This is a genomic window from Nonomuraea sp. NPDC050227 (genome assembly GCF_044459705.1).
Lineage (GTDB): Bacteria > Actinomycetota > Actinomycetes > Streptosporangiales > Streptosporangiaceae > Nonomuraea.
The window spans coordinates 1-21326 of sequence record NZ_JBITJF010000011.1 but is presented as its reverse complement, the minus strand read 5'-3'; the positions used below and the strand labels follow the sequence as shown (position 1 = coordinate 21326).

Sequence of the window (21326 nt, the reverse complement as noted above, 5' to 3'; positions counted from 1 at the left end):
GTGCTCCTCACTGGTGACGGGCTTCCAGTATGACGATGTCGTCGCGGTGGATCAGCTCGCGTTCATATTCCGGACCGAGCGCGCTGGCCAGCTCCTTCGTGGAGCGGCCGAGCAGCCCCGGGATCTCCACCGCGTCGAAGTTGACCAGGCCGCGCGCCACCACGCCGCCCTGCGGCCCGCACAGGTCGACCGGGTCGCCCGCGGCGAACTCGCCCTCCACGGACGTCACGCCTGCGGGCAGCAGCGACTTGCGCCGGCCCACGATCGCCTCGACCGCCCCCTGGTCGAGGTGCAGCCGGCCGCGCCCGGTGGTGGCGTGGGCGAGCCACAGGAGCCGCGTGCCGGGGTGGCGGCCGCCGGGGTGGAAGTAGGTGCCGATGTCGGCGCCGGTGAGCGCCTGGGCGGCGTGGGCGGCGGCGGTGAGCACGACCGGCACGCCCGCGCCCGTGGCGATCCGGGCCGCCTGGACCTTGGTCACCATGCCGCCGGTGCCGACCGCCGCGCCGTTCCTGCCCAGCTCGACGCCGACCAGGTCCTCGGGGCCGCGCACCTCGGCCAGCCGGCGCGAGCCGGGCCGGCTCGGCGGACCGTCGTAGAGGGCGTCGACGTCGGACAGCAGCACCAGCGCGTCGGCGTGGATCAGGTGGGAGACCAGCGCGGCGAGCCGGTCGTTGTCGCCGAACCTGATCTCGTCGGTCGCGACCGTGTCGTTCTCGTTGACGATCGGCACGATGCCCAGCTCCAGCAGCCGCGCCAGGGTGCGCTGGGCGTTGGCGTGGTGGGCGCGGCGCATCATGTCGTCGGCGGTCAGCAGCACCTGGCCGACCCGCAGGCCGTAGCGGGCGAAGGAGGAGGTGTAGCGCGCGACCAGCACCCCCTGGCCGACGGAGGCCGCCGCCTGCTGGGTGGCCAGGTCGCGTGGCCGCGCCGACAACCCCAGCGGGCCGAGACCCGCCGCGATCGCTCCCGACGACACCAGCACGATCTGCGCCCCGGCACGCCGCCGCGCCGCCAGGACGTCGACCAGGGCGTCGACCCGGTCCACGTCGATCATGCCCTGGGGGGTGGTGAGCGAGGAGGAGCCGACCTTGACGACGACCCTCGACGCTGAGCTGATCTGTTCCCGCACGCCTGACAGCCTATCCGCGCCCCACCCCCACCCCCGTCCCGCTTTCACCCCCCGCGGAACCGCAACCGCCGCGCGCCACACCGGCGGTCCCCGTACGCCCCCGCCCCAGGGCCGTCACTCCCGAGAGACCTCAGCGACCCACCGCTGGGCCACCGCCTCCAGACACTTCGCCCCCCGTGGACTCACAGCGGTCCCACCGCACGGCCCGCCCGCACAGAAGGACGGCGATCCCACCCACGACCACCGCCCCCGGCCGCTTCACCCCCGTGGAACCCGCAGCGATCCCGCCACGAGAACCACCGACGGGCACGATCGCGACCCACCCGCCGCCCGGGTCACCCATACGAGGGTCCCAGCCGACGGTCACCCCAAACGGCGGCCACCAGCCAACGACCACACCACACGGCATCAGCAGCCGATAGCCACCCCATACGACAGCCACCAGCCAACGACCACACCGCACGGCATCACCGGCCGACGGCCACCTCATATGAGGGTCACCTCAAACAGCGGTCACCAGCCGGCGACCACCCCATACGACGGTCACCAGCCGGCGACCACCCCATACGGTCACCAGCCGGCGGCCACGCCAGACGGCAGTCACGCCAAGACGACCGTCACCCCCGGCAGCGGTCAGACCAGGCGGTTGTCCGAGCCGCGGGGCCCCTGCCGCACCGACTCGGCGCTGAGCGTCGGCTGCCAGTCGAAGACGTATCCGCCCTCCATCGGCCCGATGACCACCTCGGCCCCCGCCTTGGCGCCCGCCTTGACCAGCTCATCCTCCACGCCGAGCCGTTCGAGCCGGTCGGCCAGGTACCCGACGGCCTCGTCGTTGCTGAAGTCGGTCTGCCGGATCCACCGCTCGGGCTTCTCGCCGGTGACCTGGAACATGTTCTCGTTGACCCGCCGCACCTTGAACCCGGCCTCGCCGAGCTGCTTGGGCCTGATCACCAGTCGGGTCGGCTCCTCGACCGGCTTGTTGGCCCTGGCCGCCGCCACCCACTCGCCCATCGCGTACGTGAGCTCCCGCAACCCGTCGTGCGTGGCCGCCGAGATGACGAAGACCTGCAGCCCCCGCTCCTCGAACTCGGCCCTGACCAGGTCGGCCAGCTCCCGCGCGTCGGGCACGTCGGCCTTGTTCAGCACGATCATCCGCGGCCGGTCCTCAAGCTTCCCGTACGCCCGCAGCTCGGCCTCGATCACCTCGTAGTCGGTGACCGGGTCGCGCCCCGGCTCCATGGTCGCGCAGTCGATGACGTGCACGAGCATGTCGCAGCGCTCGACATGGCGCAGGAACTCGTGCCCGAGCCCCTTGCCCTGCGAGGCCCCCGGGATCAACCCGGGCACGTCGGCGACCGTGAACACGTTCTCGCCGGCCGTCACGACCCCCAGGTTGGGGATGAGCGTGGTGAACGGATAGTCCGCGATCTTCGGCTTGGCCGCGCTCAGCGCCGCGATCAGCGACGACTTGCCGGCGCTGGGGAACCCGACCAGCGCCACGTCGGCGACGCTCTTGAGCTCCAGCATGACGTCGAGCCCGTCGCCGGGCTCCCCCAGCAGCGCGAACCCGGGCGCCTTCCGCCGGGACGTGGCCAGCGCGGCGTTCCCCAGCCCGCCGTGACCGCCCTGCGCGATCACGTACCGGGTGCCGGCCCCCACGAGGTCCACCAGCACCTCACCGGTGTTGGCGTCCTTCACCACGGTCCCGTTCGGGACGGCGAGGATCACGTCGTCGCCGTTGGCGCCGTCGCGGTTGGAGCCCTGCCCCTGCTTGCCGTTGTCGGCCTTGCGATGGGGACGGCGGTGGTAGTCCAGCAAGGTCGCGGTGTTGGGATCGACCTCAAGGATCACGTCGCCGCCACGGCCGCCGTTCCCCCCGTCGGGGCCGCCGAGCGGCTTGAACTTCTCCCGGTGGATGGAGGCGCACCCGTTCCCTCCGTCACCGGCCTTGACGTGCAGGACCACCTGGTCCACGAAGTCCGGCATCCAGCTCTCCTCCATCAAGCCCACCAGGGGCAATACAAGATCAATCACAACATGGCGCCCCCGCAGGGCCCCCAGAAAACGCCTAAGGGGTGGATCGACAGGCGATCCACCCCTTGAAGCAACACCGAAGCGAAGCTGATTACTCCGCGACGGGAACGATGCTGACGGCGCGACGACCGCGCTTGACGCCGAACTGCACGTGGCCGGCGGCCAGCGCGAACAGCGTGTCATCGCCACCACGGCCGACGTTGTCGCCGGGGTGGAAGTGGGTGCCGCGCTGACGAACGATGATCTCGCCCGCGTTCACCAGCTGGCCGCCGAAGCGCTTGACGCCCAGGCGCTGAGCGTTGGAGTCACGGCCGTTCCGGGTGGACGACGCGCCCTTCTTGTGTGCCATCTCTCAAACTCCCGATCAGGCCTGGTCGATACCGGTGATCTTCACCTGGGTGTACCGCTGACGGTGACCCTGGCGCTTCTTGTAACCGGTCTTGTTCTTGTACTTGAGAATGCGGATCTTCGGGCCCTTGGTCTCACCGAGGATCTCGGCGCTGACCGTGAACTTGCCGGCCTCGGTGGTCACATCGCCGTCGTTGACGACGAGCACCGTCGGCAGCGTAACCGAAGAGCCGACCTCGCCGGCGACCTTGTCCACCTCGAGGACGTCACCGACGGAGACCTTCTGCTGCCTGCCGCCGCAACGAACGATCGCGTACACCGCGGAACCCTTCTACTGACTCGCTGTTGCCCTCAGCCGCCCCGCATCGAGGCGGCCGCCGAATGCTGCGCCTATCATTCGGCCTGTCTCAAACCGACGAACCGAGTAAGCGCGCCAACAGGGCACGTCACCTGACGCACCGATTCACCAGGGTACCGCTTAACGGTGCCCTAGGCGAACCGGACGGATCGTCGGAAGCCTGCCGAGGCTACTCGGCGGACTTGGCTCGGCGGGAGCGTCGCCGCCCTCTGCCGGAAGTCTGGCTGGCCTGGTCGTCCTCAGCCGGGACGTCATCAAGCGCACCGGTCACGGTATCACGGCTGGCGGAGTCCTTGGCCGCGGAAACCTTGTCCGAGACCGCCTTCTCGATCGCCATCTTGCCCTGCGTGCCGCGCGGCTCCGGCTTGGCCTCGACCGGCTCGGTCGAGACGATCAGCCCGCGCCCGTTGCAGCACTCACAGGCCGTCGAGAACGCCTCCAGCAGCCCCTGACCGACCCGCTTACGCGTCATCTGCACCAGGCCCAGGGAGGTCACCTCGGCGACCTGGTGCTTGGTCCTGTCGCGCGCCAGGCACTCCAGCAGCCGCCGCAGCACCAGGTCGCGGTTGGACTCCAGCACCATGTCGATGAAGTCGATCACGATGATGCCGCCGATGTCCCGCAGCCGCAGCTGGCGCACGATCTCCTCGGCCGCCTCCAGGTTGTTCCTGGTGACGGTCTCCTCGAGGTTGCCGCCCTGGCCGGTGAACTTGCCGGTGTTGACGTCGACGACGGTCATCGCCTCGGTACGGTCGATCACCAGCGAGCCGCCGCTCGGCAGCCACACCTTGCGCTCCAGCGCCTTGCCCAGCTGCTCGTCGATCCGGTACGACTCGAACACGTCGCCCTGCCCGGTGTCCCAGCGCGACAGGCGCTCGCCCAGGTGCGGCGCGACGTACTTGACGTAGTCGTCGACGGTGTCCCAGGCGTCGTCGCCCTGCACGACCAGCGAGGTGAAGTCCTCGTTGAACACGTCGCGCACGACCCGGATGGTCAGGTCGGGCTCGGCCGACAGCAGCTCGGGCGGGCTGGCCGACTTGGCCTTCTTCTGGATGTTCTCCCACTGGGCCGACAGCCGGGCCACGTCGCGAGCCAGCTCGTCCTCGGAGGCGCCCTCGGCCGCGGTGCGGACGATCACACCGGCGTTCTCCGGCATGACCTTCTTCAGGATGCTCTTGAGCCGGGTGCGTTCCTTGTCGGGCAGCTTGCGGCTGATGCCGGTCATCGACCCGTCCGGCACGTACACCAGGTAGCGGCCGGGCAGGCTGATCTGCGAGGTGAGCCGGGCGCCCTTGTGGCCGATCGGGTCCTTGGTGACCTGCACCAGCACCGACTGGCCGGACTTCAGCGCCGCCTCGATGCGCTTGGGCTGGCCCTCCAGCCCGGCGGTGTCGAAGTTCACCTCACCGGCGTACAGGACGGCGTTGCGCCCCTTGCCGATGTCCACGAACGCGGCCTCCATCGACGGCAGCACGTTCTGGACCTTGCCCAGGTAGACGTTGCCGACGTAGGACTGGCTGGCCTCGCGGTTGACGTAGTGCTCGACGAGCACGCCGTCCTCCAGGACCGCGATCTGCGTACGGTCGCCCTGACGCCGCACCACCATCATGCGGTCGACGGACTCACGGCGGGCCAGGAACTCCGACTCCGTGATGATCGGCGGACGCCTGCGGCCGAGCTCGCGCCCCTCACGGCGGCGCTGCTTCTTGGCCTCCAGGCGGGTCGAGCCGCGCACGCTCTGCACGCCGTCGGTGGCGGTCTCCAGAGAGGCGGCACGGCCGGAACGCGGCGCGCGGATGCGCACCACCGTGTTCGGCGGGTCGTCGCTGGAGGGCTCCAGGGTCTCCTCGGTGCCGCGGCGACGACGACGGCGACGGCGGCGCGAGCCGGCGGCCTCTTCCTCCTGGGCCTCCTCGCCCTGGTCCTCGCCTTCCTCCTCGTCGCCTTCCTCGCCGTCCTCGGCCTCGTCACGCTCGCGCGACTTGCCGCGGCCCCGGCCGCCGCGACGGCGACGGCGACGACGGCCGCCGCCCTCCTCCTCCTGCTCGTCAGAGGTGTCGAGGTCGCCCTCGTCCTCGACGACGGTCTCGTCGACCAGCTCCTCGATCTCCTCGGGCTCCGGCTCCGGCTCGGGCCGCCGGATCACGGCGGGCTTGCCCTGGCTGGGGTCGGGGGCCTGGAACAGCGGCGCGAAGATGGCCGCGGGACGCTGGAACGCCGTTCCCGGCTCGTCGTGCCTGCGCGCGCTCAGCCCGAAGGGGTCGGCGAGCAGGCTCGGCCGGTCGACGTCCTCGTCGAGGTCCTCGCCGGCGGGCTCGTCGTCGAGCGGCTCGTCCTCGGGCAGGATCTCCAGGATGTCCTCGTCGGCCGCCTCGGCGGCCTCGGGCACGGTGACGGCCACCTCGACGTCGGAGGGCGTCGCGACGACCTCGACGTCGGCGCCCGCCGGCGCCTCCACGACGACCTCTTCGGCCTTCTTCCGCGTACGCCGCCGCTTCGGCGCCTCGGCCTCCTCCTCCGGGAGCGCTCCCGCGACCTCCGGCTCGGCCTTCTTGGTCGTACGGCGGCGCGTCGTGGTCGCGGTGGACCGCGTGCGCGTGGCCCTCTTGGGCTTCTCCTCGGGAACGTCGGCGGCTTCCACCACGGCCTCGGCCATCGCGGCCTCGACCACGCTGGCCACCTCGTCGGCCTCGGCCGGGCCACCCGCGTACGCGGGGCTCTCGGCCTCCGGCGCACCCGGACTCTGCACCACGGGCGCCACGACCGGCTCGGCCGCACCGGCCACCTGCCCGGCGGCCTCCCGCCGCTCGACGACCGGCGCCACGACGGGCTCCACGGCGGGCTCCACGGCGGGCTCTGCCGACGTACCGGCCTGCGAGGCGGCAGGGCTCTCGGCCTGCTGCGGCGCCGGCCCCTCGGGCACGACGGCCCCGGCCACGGCACCTTCAGGAACACCGGCCCCGGCAGCGGCGCCACCAGGCGCGCCGACGCCAGTCACGGCACCTTCAGGCGCGCCAGCACCGGCCACGGCGCCTTCAGGCGCACCGGCCACAGCGGAGGCACCCTGCGGCGCACCGGCTCCAGCCACGGCGCTCTCGGGCGCGCCGGCCTGTGCCTGAACGCCTTCCGGGCCGCCCTCGGCGGCTCCGGCCGGGCCTGCCGGCGTTTCGGGCGCCGCCGCGCGGGCCCGGGTTCTCCGGCCGCGCCCGGCGTCGGGCGCGGGTTCTCCGGCAGCGCGCTGCACGGCGTTGGTCTGCACCGGTTGCACGTCGGCAACCGACGGCGCGGCCTGGGCGGCCGCGACGGTGATCGGGGCGGTGGCGGCCGGCTCCTCCGGCAGCTCCGGCGGAGGACCCGCCGGGCGGCTCGCGGAACGGCGGCGCCTGGTCACCTTGGGCTGTTCAGTTGTCTCCCCGTCAGGGCCAGTGGCCCCGGCGTTGGGCTCGTTGTCGAGCATGCGGGCGCTCTCCCGTCAGCTCCCGGGCGCGTCGCCGCGCCGCGCAGGAGCCCTCGTGTCTCGTTGTCCGCCCCCGCCTCCGGAAAGGAGGCGCGGGCGCCAAGTCCTGTCAGCGGTGGCGCCCCGCTCGCGCAGGGCACCTCCTTAGCCGACGACGTGCTCACCCGCCGGTCCCGCCTCGCCGCCGCGCGTCGTATCGCGGTCAAGGCCGAGCGGGTCGGCAAGCGCACCGGTACCGGCGTCGAGCGGCCCCTGCGCCAGCCTGGTCACCTCGGGGGGGACCGGCGGCGCGAAGTCGGCCACAAGGCGCAGCCCTGTGAGCACATCATCGGGTCGAACGGCAGGCGTCATGTGCCGAACAACCATGCGCAGTATGACACACGTCTGTCCTGGCACCTGAGCTGCGGTTCTGTCTGTTCCCTCGGACACCACGAGCCCCAGGACGGCCTCCCGCGCGTCGAAGCGCCGGGGGCCCTTCTTGGTGAGGCGCTCGACCTCCACGGTGCCCGCCGCGAGGAACTTCTCCACCGCCGTCTCGGCGAGCTCGCGATCGGCCCCGGGCAGGCGTACCTCCCAGTCGGAGACCTCCAGGCGGTCGGCCAGCCCCCCCGGGCCCGCCTGCACGACGTCGAGCACGTCGAGACCGGGCGGCAGTGACGCGTCCAGGCTCGACTTGACCTGCTCGGGGTCGCACAGCCTGGTGACACCGATCTCGAGGTATTCGGCCTCGCTGGCGACACCGGTCGGCGCTGCGCCCGCGTAGGAGATCTTCGGATGGGGCGAGAAGCCCGCGCTGAAGGCCACCGGAATGCCGGCACGGCGGACCGCCCTCTCGACGGCCCGCGAGATGTCGCGGTGACTGGTGAAGCGCAGACGTCCGCGCTTGGCGTAACGCACACGAAGGCGCTGCACCGTAGGCGCGGGCGGAGGCCCGTCGGGAACAGGTTTCAGAGCTTTGCGTCCTTCCCTTGTCAGAGTTCCTTCTCCCAGGATAAGCCGCCGCGACACGTGTATGTGTACGCCGTGACACGGCTCGCCCACTGAGCGCGCTAGACCACGGTGAGAGGAAGGAGCTTGCGCCCTGTCGGGCCTATCTGGATCTCGGTGCCCATGGTCGGGCAGACCCCGCAGTCGTAGCACGGGGTCCAGCGGCAGTCTTCGACCTCGCCACCGGACACGGCCTCCTGCCAGTCCTGCCAGAGCCATTCGCGGTCGAGCCCGGCGTCGAGGTGGTCCCACGGAAGGACCTCGTTCTCGGCCCGCTCACGCGTGGTGTACCAGTCGACGTCGACGCCCGCCTTCTCGGCGGCCTGCATCCATCTGTCGTAGGAGAAGTGCTCGCTCCACCCGTCGAACCTGCCGCCGGCCTCCCACACGGCCCTGATCACCGCGCCGACCCTGCGGTCGCCGCGCGAGAGCAGGCCCTCCACGATGGACGGTTTGCCGTCGTGGTAGCGGAAGCCGATGGCCCGGCCGTACTGCTTGTCGCCGCGCAGCGAGTCGCGCAGCGCCTTGAGCCGCCGGTCGACGGTCTCATGGTCGGCCTGCCCGGCCCACTGGAACGGGGTGTGCGGCTTGGGCACGAACCCGCCGATGGAGACGGTGCAGCGGATGTCGCGGCTGCCGGTCGCCTCACGGCCCGCCTGGATGACCTTCTTGGCCAGGTCGGCGATGCCGAGCACGTCTTCGTCCTGCTCGGTGGGCAGCCCGCACATGAAGTAGAGCTTCACCTGCCGCCAGCCCTGCGAGTAGGCGGTGGTGACCGTGCGGATGAGGTCTTCCTCGGTGACCATCTTGTTGATCACCTTGCGCATGCGCTCGGAGCCGCCCTCGGGGGCGAACGTGAGACCCGAGCGCCTGCCGTTCCTGGAGAACTCGTTGGCCAGGTCGATGTTGAACGCGTCGACCCGGGTCGAGGGCAGGGACAGCGAGGTGTTGGTGCCCTCGTAGCGGTCGGCCAGGCCCTTGGCGACCTCGCCGATCTCGGAGTGGTCGGCCGAGGACAACGACAGCAGGCCGACCTCGTTGAAGCCGGACTCCTTGATGCCGTTGTCGACCATGGCGCCGATCGTGGTGATCGAACGCTCCCGCACCGGACGGGTGATCATGCCCGCCTGGCAGAAGCGGCAGCCGCGCGTGCAGCCGCGGAAGATCTCCACGCTGAACCGCTCGTGCACCGTCTCGGCCAGCGGCACCAGCGGCTTCTTCGGATAGGGCCACTCGTCGAGGTCCATGACGGTGTGCTTGTGCACCCGCCACGGCACGTCGGACCTGTTGGGCGCGACCCGCTTGATGCGCCCGTCGGGGTGGTAGTCGACGTCGTAGAACTTCGGCACGTAGACGCCGCCGGACTCGGCGAGCCGCATCAGCAGCTCGTCGCGCCCGCCGGGACGCCCCTCGGCCTTCCACTCACGGATGACCTCGGAGATGGCGATCGAGATCTGCTCGCCGTCGCCGAGCACGGCCGCGTCGAGGAAGTCGGCGATCGGCTCGGGGTTGAAGGCCGCGTGACCGCCGGCGAGCACGATCGGGTCGTCCTCGCCCCGGTCGACCGCGTTGAGCGGGATCCCGGCCAGATCGAGCGCGGTCAGCATGTTGGTGTAGCCCAGCTCCGTCGAGAACGACAGGCCGAGCACGTCGAAGGCGCGCACCGGCCGGTGCGCGTCGACGGTGAACTGCGGCACGCCCTCGGCCCGCATGAGGGCCTCCAGGTCCGGCCAGACCGCGTAGGTGCGCTCGGCCAGGGTGCGGGGCAGCTCGTTGAGGATCTCGTAGAGGATCGCCACGCCCTGGTTGGGCAGCCCGACCTCGTAGGCGTCCGGGTACATCAGCGCCCACCGCACGTCGGCGGAGTCCCAGTCCTTGACGGTCGAGTTGAGCTCACCCCCGACGTACTGGATGGGCTTCTGCACCTTGGGCAGCAGCGCTTCCAGGCGGTGGAATATCGACTCGACAGGCATACCGTCCAGGGTAGCGGCGCGCGGACGGTGACAAATCCGGCCCACCGGCGGACGGCCCCCGTTACGCGCTCAGTTGAACGACTGCCGCCGCACTCTGATGGCCAGAAGCAGCCCTACCGCCATGAGGTTCGCGAACGTGGCAGTGCCGCCATAGGACACGAAAGGCAGCGGCAGACCGGTGATCGGCATGATCCCGATCGTCATCCCGACATTGATGAATGTCTGGAACGCGAACCAGCACACGATCATGCCCGCGACCAGCGTGCCGAACCGGTCGTCGCAGTGCCTGGCGACCTTCAGCCCGCGCAGCAGCACCACGCCGAGCAGCAGCACCACGGTGACCGACCCGATGAACCCGAACTCCTCCCCCGCCACCGTGAAGATGAAGTCGGTGTGCTGCTCGGGCACGAACCGGCCGGTCGTCTGCCCGCCACCGAAGAGCCCCTTGCCCAGCAGTTGCCCGGAACCGATCGCGATCAGCGACTGCGTGCTGTTGTAGCCCACCCCGCGCGGATCGACCTTCGGATCGACGAACGCGGTGAACCGCGCCACCTGGTACGGCTCCAGCAGGTTGAACCAGAACACGCAAAACACCCCGGCCGCCGCCACGAGCACCAGCCCGACGATCCACCGCTTGCGCACGCCCCCGATCACCAGCCCCGCGGCCGTGATCACGGCGAGCACGAGCGCCGTGCCGAGGTCGGGCTGCAACATCACCAGCCCCATCGTGATGCCCGCCGCGACCAGGGCCAGCGTGATGTCCAGGGCACGCGGCCGGTCGCTGCCCTCGGCGGGCTGGGCCAGCAGCATCGCGATGATCAGCAGCAGCCCGACCTTGGCGAACTCCGACGGCTGCACCGCGAACCCGCCTCCGAGCAGGATCCACGAGTGCGACCCGTTGATCGTCGCGCCCAGCGGCGTGATCACCAGCGCCAGCCCCACCAGCGACACCAGGAACACCAGCGGCGCGTACGCCCGCATCGCCCGATGGTCGACCATCGCCACCACGGCGCACAAGGTGACGCCGATGACCTCGTTGAGCAGGTGCTTCTTGACCAGCCCGGTGGCGCCGGGCGCCCACGTGCGGGTCGAGGACCACACCAGCAGGGTGCCGATCAGGCACAGCCCGGCCACCGCGACCAGCATCAGCCCGTCCATGCGGCGCACCACCGAGTGCTCGCCGATCGCCCGCTGGATGAGCGAGGGCCGCCGCGCGGCCACGGCGCGGTTCATTGGTGGATCACCGTCCCGTCGGGCGCGAACTTTGGCAGCTTGGTCGGGAGTCTTCCGCCGGGCACGGCGGCCGGCTGCCCCTTGAAGCCGTAGATGCCCTCGTAGATCTCGCGTGCGGCCGGCGCGGCGGTCGAGGCGCCCATGCCACCCTGCGACACCATGACGACCACCACGAACTGCGGATTGTTGGTGGGCGCGAACGACGCGAACCACGAGGTGTCCTTCTTGCCCCACACCTCCGCGGTACCGGTCTTGCCGCCGATGCGCACCTTGTCCATCGGGAAGCCGGTGAACGCTCCCGCCGCGGTGCCGTCGGAGGGCACCTGGCTCAGCGCGTTCTTGATGTAGTTACGCTCCTTGTCGCTGATCGGCAGCTTGCCGACCACCGGCACGTCGATGGTCTTGACCACCTTGCCGTCGGGCCTCACCTGCGCCCACCCGATGCGCGGGCTGCGGACCTTGCCGTCGCTCACCAGCGCCATGTACGCCCGCGCGAGCTGCATCGGCGTCACCAGGACGTCGCCCTGGCCGATGGCGAAGTTGGCCGAGTCACCGGGCCGCAGCAGGAAGCCCTCGGTGCAGTTCTCCAGGGCGAGGCGTTTGAGGAAGTCGGCCCGCGCCCGGTCCTTCTCCTCCGGATATCCCTTGCGCGACCGCTCGCAGCTCGTGGCGCTGGTGCGGTTCCACAGGTCCTTCTTCCAGGCCCGGTCGGGGATGCGCCCGGAGGACTCGCCCGGCAGGTCGACCCCGGTCGGCCGGCCGAAGCCGAAGGCCCTGGCCGTGTTGGCGAACACCTCCTTCGTGCGCTTCTTCGGGTTGCGCCCGCCGTCCTTCAGGTACTGCTCGTACGCCGCCCGGTAGAAGATGGTGTCGCACGACTTGACCAGCGCCGTGTGCAGGTTCATCTGCCCGAGGCCGATCCCCCGGAAGTTGCTGAAGGACCGGTCGCCCACCATGTACGCCCCGGGGCAGTCGTACGTGCCGTTGAGCGGATACCCAGCCCGCAACATCGCCGACACCGACGACACCTTGAACGTCGAACCGGGCGCGAACTGCCCGTTGATCGCCCGCGACACCAGCGGCTTACCCGACTTGTCCGACAACAGCCACTGGTAGCCCTTGGCCGAGATGCCACCGGCCCAGATCTCCGGGTCGTACCCCGGCGCGCTGGCCACCGACACCACCCGCCCGGAACGCGCGTCGAGCACCACCGCGGCGCCGCCGTCGGCCCCGGGCGCGCTCTTCATCGCGTTGGCGAGCGCCTTCTCCGTCACCGCCTGCACCCGCGCGTCGATGCTGGTCACCAGGTGGTCGCCGGCGACCGGCGGCACCTGCTCCTCGACCCCGAGGGCCTTGCCCATCCGGTCGACCTGCACCCTGCGCAGCCCCGACTTGCCACGCAGCGCGTCGTCGTAGACGTACTCGATGCCGTCGCGCCCCGCCAGGTCGACACCGGAGAAGCTGGCCTTGAGCCCCTCGCGCTTCTCCAGCTCCGCCTCGGTCACCGGCTGCAGGTAACCCAGCATCTGCGCCCCGGCCCGTCCGCCCGGGTACTGCCGGACGGAGTGGATCTCCGCGGTCACCCCCGGGAACTCCTCCTGCCGCTCCAGGATCTGCAACGCCTCGCGCGTGTCCACCTTCTCGTCCAGCGGAACCGGCTGGTACGGCGACCCCGTCCAGCACGGCTTGCCCACCCCCGGCCCGCAGGGCGTGATGCGCTGCCGCAGGTCCTTGACCGGCCGGTCGAGCACCGAGGAGAGCCTGCGCAGCACGCTCATCCCCCCGCCCGGCATCCTGTTCAGCTTCGTCCGGTCGACGGACACGACCAGCGCCGTCCTGTTGCGCACCAGCGGACGCCCCGACGAGTCGAGGATCTGCCCCCGCACCGCGGGCACGATCACCGTGCGCGTCCTGGTCTCCATCGCCCTGGTCACGAACTCCTGGCCGCGCACGACCTGCACCTGCCACAGCCGTACGGCCAGCACGACGAGCAGCAGCACCACCAGGACGTGCAGCACCAGCAACCTGGTACGCATGCGGATCATGTCGAGTACCTCGGCTGTCTCCCCCGGGTGGCCAGCCAGATCACCACCGGCGCCACGATGAGCGTGTAGAGAACGGTGACGGGCACCTGCTGGGTCAGCGTCGCCAGCGACACCCGCGGATCGGACAGCAGCCCGGCCACCCCCACGGCCACCAGCGGCGCGATCAGCACACACAGCACGACGGTCGTCGCCGGCCCGCCCGCGCCGCGCCCCGCCACATAACCGACCACGGCCAGCACGAACGCGTACTGGCCCATCAGATGCGCGGTCGGCGGCACCAGGTCCACCAGCAGCCCCGAGAAGAAGCCGACCATCGCCCCCGCCACCGGTCCGCGCTCCAGCGCCATGCCCACCACCGCCAGCAGCACCAGGTCAGGCGCGCCGCCCGCCGGCAACGGCAGCCGGTTGACCAGCATGACCTGTGCCAGCAACGCCAGCACCACGACCATCGCCCCGATCACCGCGCCTCCGTCCCCGCCGAAAGCAGCACGCTTCTCATCCCCCGATCACCACGCCAGCAGCGGCCTCGCCGGAGGCCGTGCCGTCGCCGATCACCGCGCCCCCTCCTTGACCGGCAGGACCGCGTCACGCGGATCCCGCTTGGGCCCTTCGACCACCACGCCGACCACGTCGAGCGCCGTCAGGTCGGCGAACGGCCGGGCGTAGGCGATGCGGGTCAGCTCCCCCGGCGTGGACTCCACCCGCTCGATCACCCCGATCGGCACCCCCGGCACGTACGGCCGCCCGTTCTTGGAGCCGAAGCTGACGATGCGACCGCCCCGCTCCATCGGCGCCGTCGAGTCGAGCAGCCGGAACTGCACGAGCCGCCCGTTCTCGCCCACCCCGTGCACCACGCCGATCTCCTGGCCGCCCTCCAGCCGCCCCCCGGCGGCCGAGGCGGGGTCGCTGAGCAGCACCACCGTGGAGGTGGCCGACGAGGCGTGGATGACCCGGCCGACCAGCCCGTCACCGTTGAGCACCGTCATGTCGGGACGCACCCCGTCACCGGTGCCCACGTCGATCTGCACGCTGTCCTCGAACCCCGGCTGCCCGCGCCTGGCCACCACGTTGGCCGTGACCACCTTGTAGCCGCCGGTGCCGGAGAGGCCGAGCAGCTTCTTCAGCTCCGCCGAGCGGGTGGCGTCGAGCGTGCTGGAGGACAGCCCGGCCCGCAGCCTGGCGTTCTCCTCCTGCAGCTGCTCGATGTGCCGCTGCGCGCTGGGCGCGCTGGCCAGGGCGTGCAGGAAGCCGCCGACGGGACGCACCACGCCCCCGCCGAACCGCTCGGCCGCGCCGAACACCCAGGACCCCGCCGAGCGCAGCGGACGCAGCGGTGAGCTGTCGCCCGCACGATGGTCGATGGTCAGGACGACCAGCGCCGCCATCAGCAGCACTCCCAGGATCAGCCGGGCCCGGCGCGAATCTCTCATCAGTGCCGCGACTCCGGAACGAGCACCTGCTGCAGGGCCTCGAACTCCTCGGCGCACTTGCCCGAGCCGATGGCGACCGAGTCGAGGGCGTTCTCCACCAGGTGGACGGGCATGCCGGTCTCGGCCTTGACCCGCTCATCGAGCCCCTTGAGCAGGGCACCGCCGCCGGTCAGGGCGATGCCGCGGTCCATGATGTCGCCCGACAGCTCGGGCGGGCACTTGTCGAGGGTGGTCTTCACCGCGTCGACGATCGCGTTGACCGGCTCCTCAGTGGCCTTGCGGATCTCCTCGCTCGACACGATGATCGTCTTGGGCAGCCCGCTGATCAGGTCGCGCCCCCGCACCTCCGCGTGGGTCTCCTCGCCGTTGGGGCAGGCCGACCCGATCGCCATCTTGATCTCCTCGGCGGTGCGCTCGCCGAGCATCAGCGAGAACTCCTTCTTGGCGAACGTGATCACCGCCTGGTCGAGCTCGTCGCCGCCGATCCTGATCGACTGGCTGGTGACCACGCCGCCCATCGAGATGATGGCCACCTCGGTGGTGCCGCCGCCGATGTCGACCACCATGTTCCCGGTGGGCTCGTGCACCGGCAGCCCGGCCCCGATGGCGGCGGCCATCGGCTCCTCGACGATGTAGACCTTCCTTGCGCCGGCCTGGTATCCGGCTTCCTTCACCGCGCGCTGCTCGACGCTGGTGATGCCGCTCGGTACGGCGATGATGATGCGCGGCTTGGCGAAATGGCGTCGTCTGTGCACTCGTTGGATGAAGTAGCGCAACATCCGTTCGGTGACGTCGAAGTCGGCGATCACGCCGTCCTTCAGCGGGCGGACCGCGACGATGTTGCCGGGCGTACGACCGATCATTCGCTTTGCCTCGATGCCCACCGCCACGATCTTGCCTGTGGTGGTGTTGATCGCTACGACTGACGGCTCATTGAGCACGATGCCCCGGCCACGCACGTAGACCAACGTGTTGGCGGTGCCCAGATCGACCGCCATGTCACGGCCGAGAAACGCGAGCTTGCTGCCCATGGGGAACGGAGCCCTCCGTATCGTCGTTCGCGAATGACTACGGATCGAATTCGAATCGTAACGTGACGTACCCACCAGTGAGCGCAATGAGCCCTCGCGCTCCACAAAAATCTCCAGCCCCTACCTCAACCTGGATTTTGCCCGAATTGCACCCACACGACCGGATCAACTGCGCCCGCGCCTGCCAGACTCGGTGAACGCTACAACCCGCAGCCGACAAAAAGACGCGCCCGCACGGCATGAAGCCGGCGGGCGCGCGGGTGAAGCTGACTGCTAGAAGCGGTCGGGGAAGAAGATCTTGATCTCCCTGGCCGCGGACTCGGGCGAGTCGGAGCCGTGGACGACGTTCTCGCCGATCTCCAGGGCGTGGTCGCCGCGGATGGTGCCGGGGGCGGACTTGACCGGGTCGGTGGCGCCGGCCAGCGCGCGGAAGGCCTCGATGGCGCGCGGGCCCTCAAGGACCAGGGCCACGAGCGGCGCCGAGGTGATGAAGTCGACCAGCTCGCCGAAGAACGGCTTCTCGGCGTGCTCGGCGTAGTGCGCCTTGGCGGTGTCGGCGTCGAGGGTGCGCAGGTCCATCGCCACGACCTTGAGGCCCTTGCGCTCCACGCGGGCGATCACGTCACCGATGAGGCCACGCTTCACCCCGTCGGGCTTGATCAGGACAAGAGTGCGCTCGGACACGTGTGGTTCTCCTTTGAACAGATTCGGGTCGCGGCTACGGGCGCCTGGCCTGACCACGGGGGCGCTCCGCGGGACACGGGCCCTCGCGTCGCCATAGCCGTCGCTCAGCTTACCGTCCGCACCCACACCCTCGTCGCCACAGGCATGACGCGCGCGGGCGAGGACTTCAGGACCGCTCGCCGTCCTCCGGCGAAGGCGCCTGCGGCGGCACCGCGGGCACGGGCTCGGCGGGCTCGTCCTCCTCCGGCGCGGGAGGGCCCTCGGGAACGACCGAGCCCCACGTCGTGACCGGCTCCTGCGCCGCGGCCCCGCGCTCACGACCGGCCCCGACCGCGACCGCGACCTCCGCCGGCTCATCACCGGACGACGGCTCCTCCTCCCGGGACGGCCGCCGCCCCATCACCGCCGCCAGCACGATCACGCCCACCAGCAGGAAGCCGCCGATCAACGCCCACCAGTGCAACGCGCCCACGAAGCTGTCGACCAGCTCCTGGCGCGACCCGACCCCTTCCAGCATCCACATCTGCACGCCGGTGCCCAGCAGATAGCCCACCAGCACCCCCGCGACGCCCAGCGACAGCCCGAACGCCGCCGCCCCGATCCCGACCTCGCCGAGGGTGGCCGTGACCGCCACGGTGGCCCCCACCGCGAGCAGCGTGAACGGCACCGCCAGCACCAGCCCGTCGGCCGACGGGACGACCAGCCGCACCGAGCACAGGCCGACCACCATCGCCAGCAGCCCGAGCGGCGCCGCCAGCCGTCCCACGCCCTTGGCGAACATGCGCACGCCCACCCCGGCGACGACCGCGAGCACCGCCGCCACCCCGAACGGCGTCCACAGCCCGCGCAGCCCCGGCCCGCCCAGACCACCCATCTCCACCAGCGTGACCTGCGCCGTGCTCGGCAGCAGCACCACCCCGACAGCCACCATCGTGTACGCGTGCGTGCGGCCCTCCGCCCGGCCGATCGAGCCGAGCGCCAGCAGCCCGGCGATCGCCACCCCTGCCAGCAGGATCACCGGGACGACGCCCCACCCCGCGCTCGCCGTGCTGACCGCCACGACCGCGATGGCCGCCGCGGGCACGGCCGCGAGCAGCAGCCGGCTGCGCTCCCTGGCGTCCGGCGCGGGCGCGGGCGCCCGCCCGGCGAGCCTCCAGACCAGCAGGTACGCCGCCGCCAGCGCCAGCGCGACCCCGGTGGCCATCGGGTACGGCTGCAACGTGACCTTCCAGCTCGTCACGTCGACCAGCGGCCAGAGCGCGAGCGCCTGCGCCTCCAGCAGGCTGACGCACAACACCCCGGCCCACAGGCCACGCAATGCGGGCGTACGGTCCCAGACCGCCACCAGCGTGGCCGGCACGATCAGGCCGCCGCCGACGCCGCGTAGCACGCGTACGACGCCGACGACCAGCTCTGAGGCCGCGTATCCGCCCGCCGCGTCGGCCACCGCCACCAGCGCGAGCCCCGCGACCAGCACGTGAGCCACCTTCATCCGCCGCAACGCGACCGCCGCGAGCGGCACCGTCAGCATCAGGGCGGGCAGCGCCAGCCCGTGCGTACGGCTCAGCCCGATCTGGTCGAAGTCGCCCGGCAGCAGGTCGGCGACCACGGACAGCGTGTTGGGTATCGCGACGATCGCCAGCGGCAACGCCACGAGGACGAGCAGCCCGAGCACCACGTCGAGCAGCCAGGAATGTCTGAGGCCAGCCGGAAGCGGCGACCGTTGAATCGGGGGGACGGCCATGTAGGCCGACTTTAGCGGGAAGTCACGCCTTCGACACGGCGAGCTACGATAATCGCGGTGATCCACAGCGCCGCGAAGATCGCGCCGAGGAAGAACATGGTCGGCACGAGGAAGCCCGTGGCGATGGCCAGCACCTGGATGACGCTGCCCATGACGTACCCGAAGGGCCGTTTGAGCAGGCCCGCGGCGACCACGCACAACACCAGCAGCCCGATGCCCACCGCGACGGCGAGCGCGGGGGCCACTCCGCCCACGACGATCGCCACCGGCGTGATGAGCCCGGCCACGATGGCCTCCATGCCGAGCACGCTCGCGCCGAGCCTGCGCATGCCCGGTGTGACCTCGAAATTCATCTCACACCATCCGCCTTGAGCAGATGCCGGGCATCTCCGGCAGTCACCACCGAACCGGTGATGAACACCCCGGTCCCACTGAATTCGCCCTCAGCATCGGCGATGCCGATACCCCTGTCGATGGCCTCGTCGAGCCGCTCGACGACGTGCACGCGGTCCTCGCCGAACAACGGCACGGCCAGCGCGGCGAGCTCCTGCGCCGACAACGACCTGGGTGAGGAGTTACGCGTCACCACGATCTCGTCGAGCATCGGCTCCAGCAGCTCCAGCAGGGTCTCGACGTCCTTGTCGCGCATGACGGCGACCACGCCGATCACCTTGGCGAAGTCGAACGCCTCGTGCAGCGCCTCCAGGCTCGCCTCCAGCCCGCCGGGGTTGTGCGCCGCGTCGATCACCACCGTGGGCGAATGCCGTACGACCTCCATCCGGCCGGGCGAGGCCGCCTGGGCGAACGCCTGGCGCACCAGGTCCGCGTCGAGCGGATCGTCGCCACCGGTCAGCGCCTCGACGGCGGCCAGCGCGCACACCGCGTTGCTGGCCTGGTAGCTGCCGTAGAGCGGCAGGTAGATCTCGTCATAGACGCCCTTGAGCCCGCGCAGGGTGAGCAATTGCCCGCCCATCGCCATCTCCCGGCCGAGCACGCCGAACTCCAGCCCCTCGCGCGCCACCACCGCGCCGACCTCGGCCGCGCGGCGCATCAGCACCTCGGCCGCGGCCAGTTCCTGCTGAGCGAGCACGGTCGTGGCGCCCGGCTTGATGATCCCGGCCTTCTCCCCGGCGATGCTCGGGATGTCAGGACCCAGACGATCCATGTGATCGAGGGAGATGGGCGTGATGACCGACACCAGGCCGTCGGCGACGTTCGTCGCGTCCCACGAACCGCCCATGCCGGCCTCGATGACCGCGACGTCGACCGGCGTGTCGGCGAAGGCCGCGAACGCCATGGCCGTCAGCAGCTCGAAGAACTGGATGCGCCGGTGCCCCTGCGCGTCGGCCAGCTCGACGTAGGGCGCGATCTCCTCGTAGACCTCGGCGAAGCGCTCCTCGCTCAGCGGCTCGCCGTCGACCGTGATGCGCTCGCGCACGGTGACCAGGTGCGGGCTGGTGAACCGGCCCACCCTGAGGTTGCGCTCGCGAAGCAGCGCCTCGGTCAGCCGCGCCGTGGTCGTCTTGCCGTTGGTGCCGGCGATGTGTATGACCGGATACGCCCGCTGAGGCGAGCCGAGCAAATCCATGAGCGCAGCGATCCTGTCGAGCGTCGGCTCGAAGTCCCACTCGACGCCCCGCTCCAGGATGGCACGTTCAACCGCACGATAATCCACCCCTCAACCCTACTGACCACGCGTAGCGGTCTGGACGCGGGGCAAACATATCGTGAATCGTATAGAAAATTAGAGGGTACTCACCTCCGCCGCAGGGTGCCACCTTGGAGAACAGCCTGCTCTACCCCCCAGCAGGCGCTTTCAAGGAGGCCATCGTGGAAGGCGAGAACACTCGCGAGGAAAGGCAGCGCGGAATCACCAGAAAGGCGCTGTTCAAGGCGGCTCTCATAGCGACACCGGTCCCGTTCCTGATCGGCGAGGTGCCGGCCCTGGCCCGCACCATGGCCGGGACCGGCCAGCAGCTGGAGCCCACCCCGTTCTGCGACGACGGTGACGATCTCACGATCTCGCAGACCGAGGGCCCCTACTTCAAGCCCAACTCCCCCCAGCGCTCGACCCTCCCCGGCTCGGGCACCCCGCTGACGGTGAGCGGATACGTGTTCGGACTGTCCTGCCAGCCACTGGCGAACGTCCTGCTCGACTTCTGGCAGGCCGACACCAACGGCAATTACGACAACGTCACGTACAACTTCCGCGGGCACCAGTACACGAACGCCCAGGGGGCCTTCAAACTCACCACCATCGTGCCCGGCCTCTACCCCGGCCGTACCCGGCACATCCACGTCAAGGCGCAGGCTCCGGGCCGTGGGATCCTCACCACGCAGCTCTACTTCCCGGGCGAGCCGCGCAACAACACCGACAGCATCTACGACCCGAGACTGCTCATGAACGTCCGCCCCGTCGGCTCGGGGAAGGAAGCGACGTTCGACTTCGTGCTCAACGTGCAGGGCGTGCCACCCACGCAGACGCCCACTCCCACGCCCACGACTAGCCCGTCTCCGGGCGGCGGAACCTGGAAGGTTGGGGTGACCTACCAGGCGGGTGACCAGGTAACCTACGGCGGGTCGACGTACCGGTGCCTGCAAGGGCACACGTCAATGGCCGGTTGGGAGCCACCCAACGTGCCGGCTTTGTGGCAGCGCGTCTGACCCACTGGTCCCCGAACGCAAAAAAGGGCCACCCCGGCTGCTGGGGGTGGCCCTGTTCGTGTTGTCATGCCGGTGAATGCGAAAGGGCCCCACACAAGCGTGTGGGGCCCTTTCGAAAGATTGTCCGGCGGTGACCTACTCTCCCACACCCTCCCGAGTGCAGTACCATCGGCGCAGAGAAGCTTAACTTCCGGGTTCGGAATGTAACC

Annotated in this window: 17 protein-coding genes and 1 rRNA gene; 1 reads left to right on the top strand and 17 read right to left on the bottom strand. The window is 70.5% G+C overall.

Annotation, left to right across the window (positions count from 1 at the left end):
* Window positions 1-7: 7 nt before the first annotated feature.
* From proB to ACIBK9_RS35665, 16 genes are all read right to left on the bottom strand, one after another.
* A complete protein-coding gene (proB, locus tag ACIBK9_RS35740) occupies window positions 8-1129 on the bottom strand; it encodes a glutamate 5-kinase (RefSeq protein ID WP_397163104.1) in 1122 nt (373 codons plus the stop codon).
* Between the two features lie 633 nt (window positions 1130-1762).
* Window positions 1763-3115, bottom strand: a complete 1353-nt coding sequence (gene obgE, locus ACIBK9_RS35735) for a GTPase ObgE (protein WP_387663380.1) — start codon at window positions 3113-3115, stop codon at window positions 1763-1765.
* Window positions 3116-3254: 139 nt separating this feature from the next.
* A complete protein-coding gene (rpmA, locus tag ACIBK9_RS35730; RefSeq protein ID WP_012893687.1) occupies window positions 3255-3512 on the bottom strand; it encodes a 50S ribosomal protein L27 in 258 nt (85 codons plus the stop codon).
* Between the two features lie 15 nt (window positions 3513-3527).
* Window positions 3528-3830: a 50S ribosomal protein L21 gene (gene rplU / locus ACIBK9_RS35725; RefSeq protein ID WP_055506260.1), complete on the bottom strand. Its 303-nt coding sequence runs from the start codon at window positions 3828-3830 to the stop codon at window positions 3528-3530.
* A 208-nt stretch (window positions 3831-4038) separates the two neighbouring features.
* Window positions 4039-6807, bottom strand: coding sequence for an Rne/Rng family ribonuclease (locus ACIBK9_RS35720; protein ID WP_397163102.1), 2769 nt, complete (start codon window positions 6805-6807; stop codon window positions 4039-4041).
* A 663-nt stretch (window positions 6808-7470) separates the two neighbouring features.
* Window positions 7471-8223: a TIGR03936 family radical SAM-associated protein gene (locus ACIBK9_RS35715; RefSeq protein ID WP_352329263.1), complete on the bottom strand. Its 753-nt coding sequence runs from the start codon at window positions 8221-8223 to the stop codon at window positions 7471-7473.
* Between the two features lie 152 nt (window positions 8224-8375).
* Window positions 8376-10286, bottom strand: coding sequence for a TIGR03960 family B12-binding radical SAM protein (locus ACIBK9_RS35710; RefSeq protein WP_387663376.1), 1911 nt, complete (start codon window positions 10284-10286; stop codon window positions 8376-8378).
* Window positions 10287-10355: 69 nt separating this feature from the next.
* Window positions 10356-11519: a rod shape-determining protein RodA gene (rodA, locus tag ACIBK9_RS35705; RefSeq protein WP_358283960.1), complete on the bottom strand. Its 1164-nt coding sequence runs from the start codon at window positions 11517-11519 to the stop codon at window positions 10356-10358.
* Window positions 11516-13564, bottom strand: coding sequence for a penicillin-binding protein 2 (gene mrdA / locus ACIBK9_RS35700; RefSeq protein ID WP_397163099.1), 2049 nt, complete (start codon window positions 13562-13564; stop codon window positions 11516-11518). The genes rodA and mrdA overlap by 4 nt, the downstream gene beginning before the upstream one ends.
* Window positions 13561-14025, bottom strand: a complete 465-nt coding sequence (mreD, locus tag ACIBK9_RS35695) for a rod shape-determining protein MreD (RefSeq protein WP_352328456.1) — start codon at window positions 14023-14025, stop codon at window positions 13561-13563. Before mreD ends, mrdA begins: the two co-directional genes overlap by 4 nt.
* A gap of 90 nt (window positions 14026-14115) precedes the next feature.
* On the bottom strand, window positions 14116-14994 hold the full coding sequence (gene mreC, locus ACIBK9_RS35690) for a rod shape-determining protein MreC (RefSeq protein ID WP_352328455.1): 879 nt from the start codon (window positions 14992-14994) through the stop codon (window positions 14116-14118).
* Window positions 14994-16025, bottom strand: coding sequence for a rod shape-determining protein (locus ACIBK9_RS35685; protein WP_352328454.1), 1032 nt, complete (start codon window positions 16023-16025; stop codon window positions 14994-14996). Before ACIBK9_RS35685 ends, mreC begins: the two co-directional genes overlap by 1 nt.
* A 273-nt stretch (window positions 16026-16298) precedes the next feature.
* Window positions 16299-16709 carry a nucleoside-diphosphate kinase gene (gene ndk, locus ACIBK9_RS35680; protein ID WP_352358020.1) on the bottom strand — a complete coding sequence of 137 codons (411 nt, stop codon included), beginning with the start codon at window positions 16707-16709 and terminating at the stop codon, window positions 16299-16301.
* A gap of 166 nt (window positions 16710-16875) precedes the next feature.
* On the bottom strand, window positions 16876-18453 hold the full coding sequence (locus ACIBK9_RS35675) for a hypothetical protein (protein WP_397163097.1): 1578 nt from the start codon (window positions 18451-18453) through the stop codon (window positions 16876-16878).
* A gap of 11 nt (window positions 18454-18464) precedes the next feature.
* Window positions 18465-18806: a DUF4233 domain-containing protein gene (locus tag ACIBK9_RS35670; RefSeq protein ID WP_397163095.1), complete on the bottom strand. Its 342-nt coding sequence runs from the start codon at window positions 18804-18806 to the stop codon at window positions 18465-18467.
* The gene (locus tag ACIBK9_RS35665) at window positions 18803-20128 is read right to left on the bottom strand and encodes a bifunctional folylpolyglutamate synthase/dihydrofolate synthase (protein ID WP_397163094.1); all 1326 of its coding nucleotides are present in this window, start codon (window positions 20126-20128) and stop codon (window positions 18803-18805) included. The genes ACIBK9_RS35670 and ACIBK9_RS35665 overlap by 4 nt, the downstream gene beginning before the upstream one ends.
* Window positions 20129-20283: 155 nt before the next feature.
* On the opposite strand from ACIBK9_RS35665, the gene ACIBK9_RS35660 reads away from it, so the two are divergent.
* Window positions 20284-21117: a carbohydrate-binding protein gene (locus ACIBK9_RS35660; protein ID WP_358283946.1), complete on the top strand. Its 834-nt coding sequence runs from the start codon at window positions 20284-20286 to the stop codon at window positions 21115-21117.
* A gap of 122 nt (window positions 21118-21239) precedes the next feature.
* On the opposite strand, the gene rrf is transcribed toward ACIBK9_RS35660, so the two are convergent.
* Window positions 21240-21326, bottom strand: a 5S ribosomal RNA gene (gene rrf / locus ACIBK9_RS35655); the annotation flags it as partial.

Bases quoted from the DNA above. Each gene is read 5' to 3' on its own strand.
- obgE (WP_387663380.1), bottom strand. From the start codon at position 3,115: ATGCCGGACTTCGTGGACCAGGTGGTCCTGCACGTCAAGGCCGGTGAC.
- rpmA (WP_012893687.1), bottom strand. From the start codon at position 3,512: ATGGCACACAAGAAGGGCGCGTCGTCCACCCGGAACGGCCGTGACTCC.
- ACIBK9_RS35710 (WP_387663376.1), bottom strand. From the start codon at position 10,286: ATGCCTGTCGAGTCGATATTCCACCGCCTGGAAGCGCTGCTGCCCAAG.
- rodA (WP_358283960.1), bottom strand. From the start codon at position 11,519: ATGAACCGCGCCGTGGCCGCGCGGCGGCCCTCGCTCATCCAGCGGGCG.
- mrdA (WP_397163099.1), bottom strand. From the start codon at position 13,564: ATGATCCGCATGCGTACCAGGTTGCTGGTGCTGCACGTCCTGGTGGTG.
- mreC (WP_352328455.1), bottom strand. From the start codon at position 14,994: ATGAGAGATTCGCGCCGGGCCCGGCTGATCCTGGGAGTGCTGCTGATG.
- ACIBK9_RS35685 (WP_352328454.1), bottom strand. From the start codon at position 16,025: ATGGGCAGCAAGCTCGCGTTTCTCGGCCGTGACATGGCGGTCGATCTG.
- ACIBK9_RS35675 (WP_397163097.1), bottom strand. From the start codon at position 18,453: ATGGCCGTCCCCCCGATTCAACGGTCGCCGCTTCCGGCTGGCCTCAGA.
- ACIBK9_RS35670 (WP_397163095.1), bottom strand. From the start codon at position 18,806: ATGAATTTCGAGGTCACACCGGGCATGCGCAGGCTCGGCGCGAGCGTG.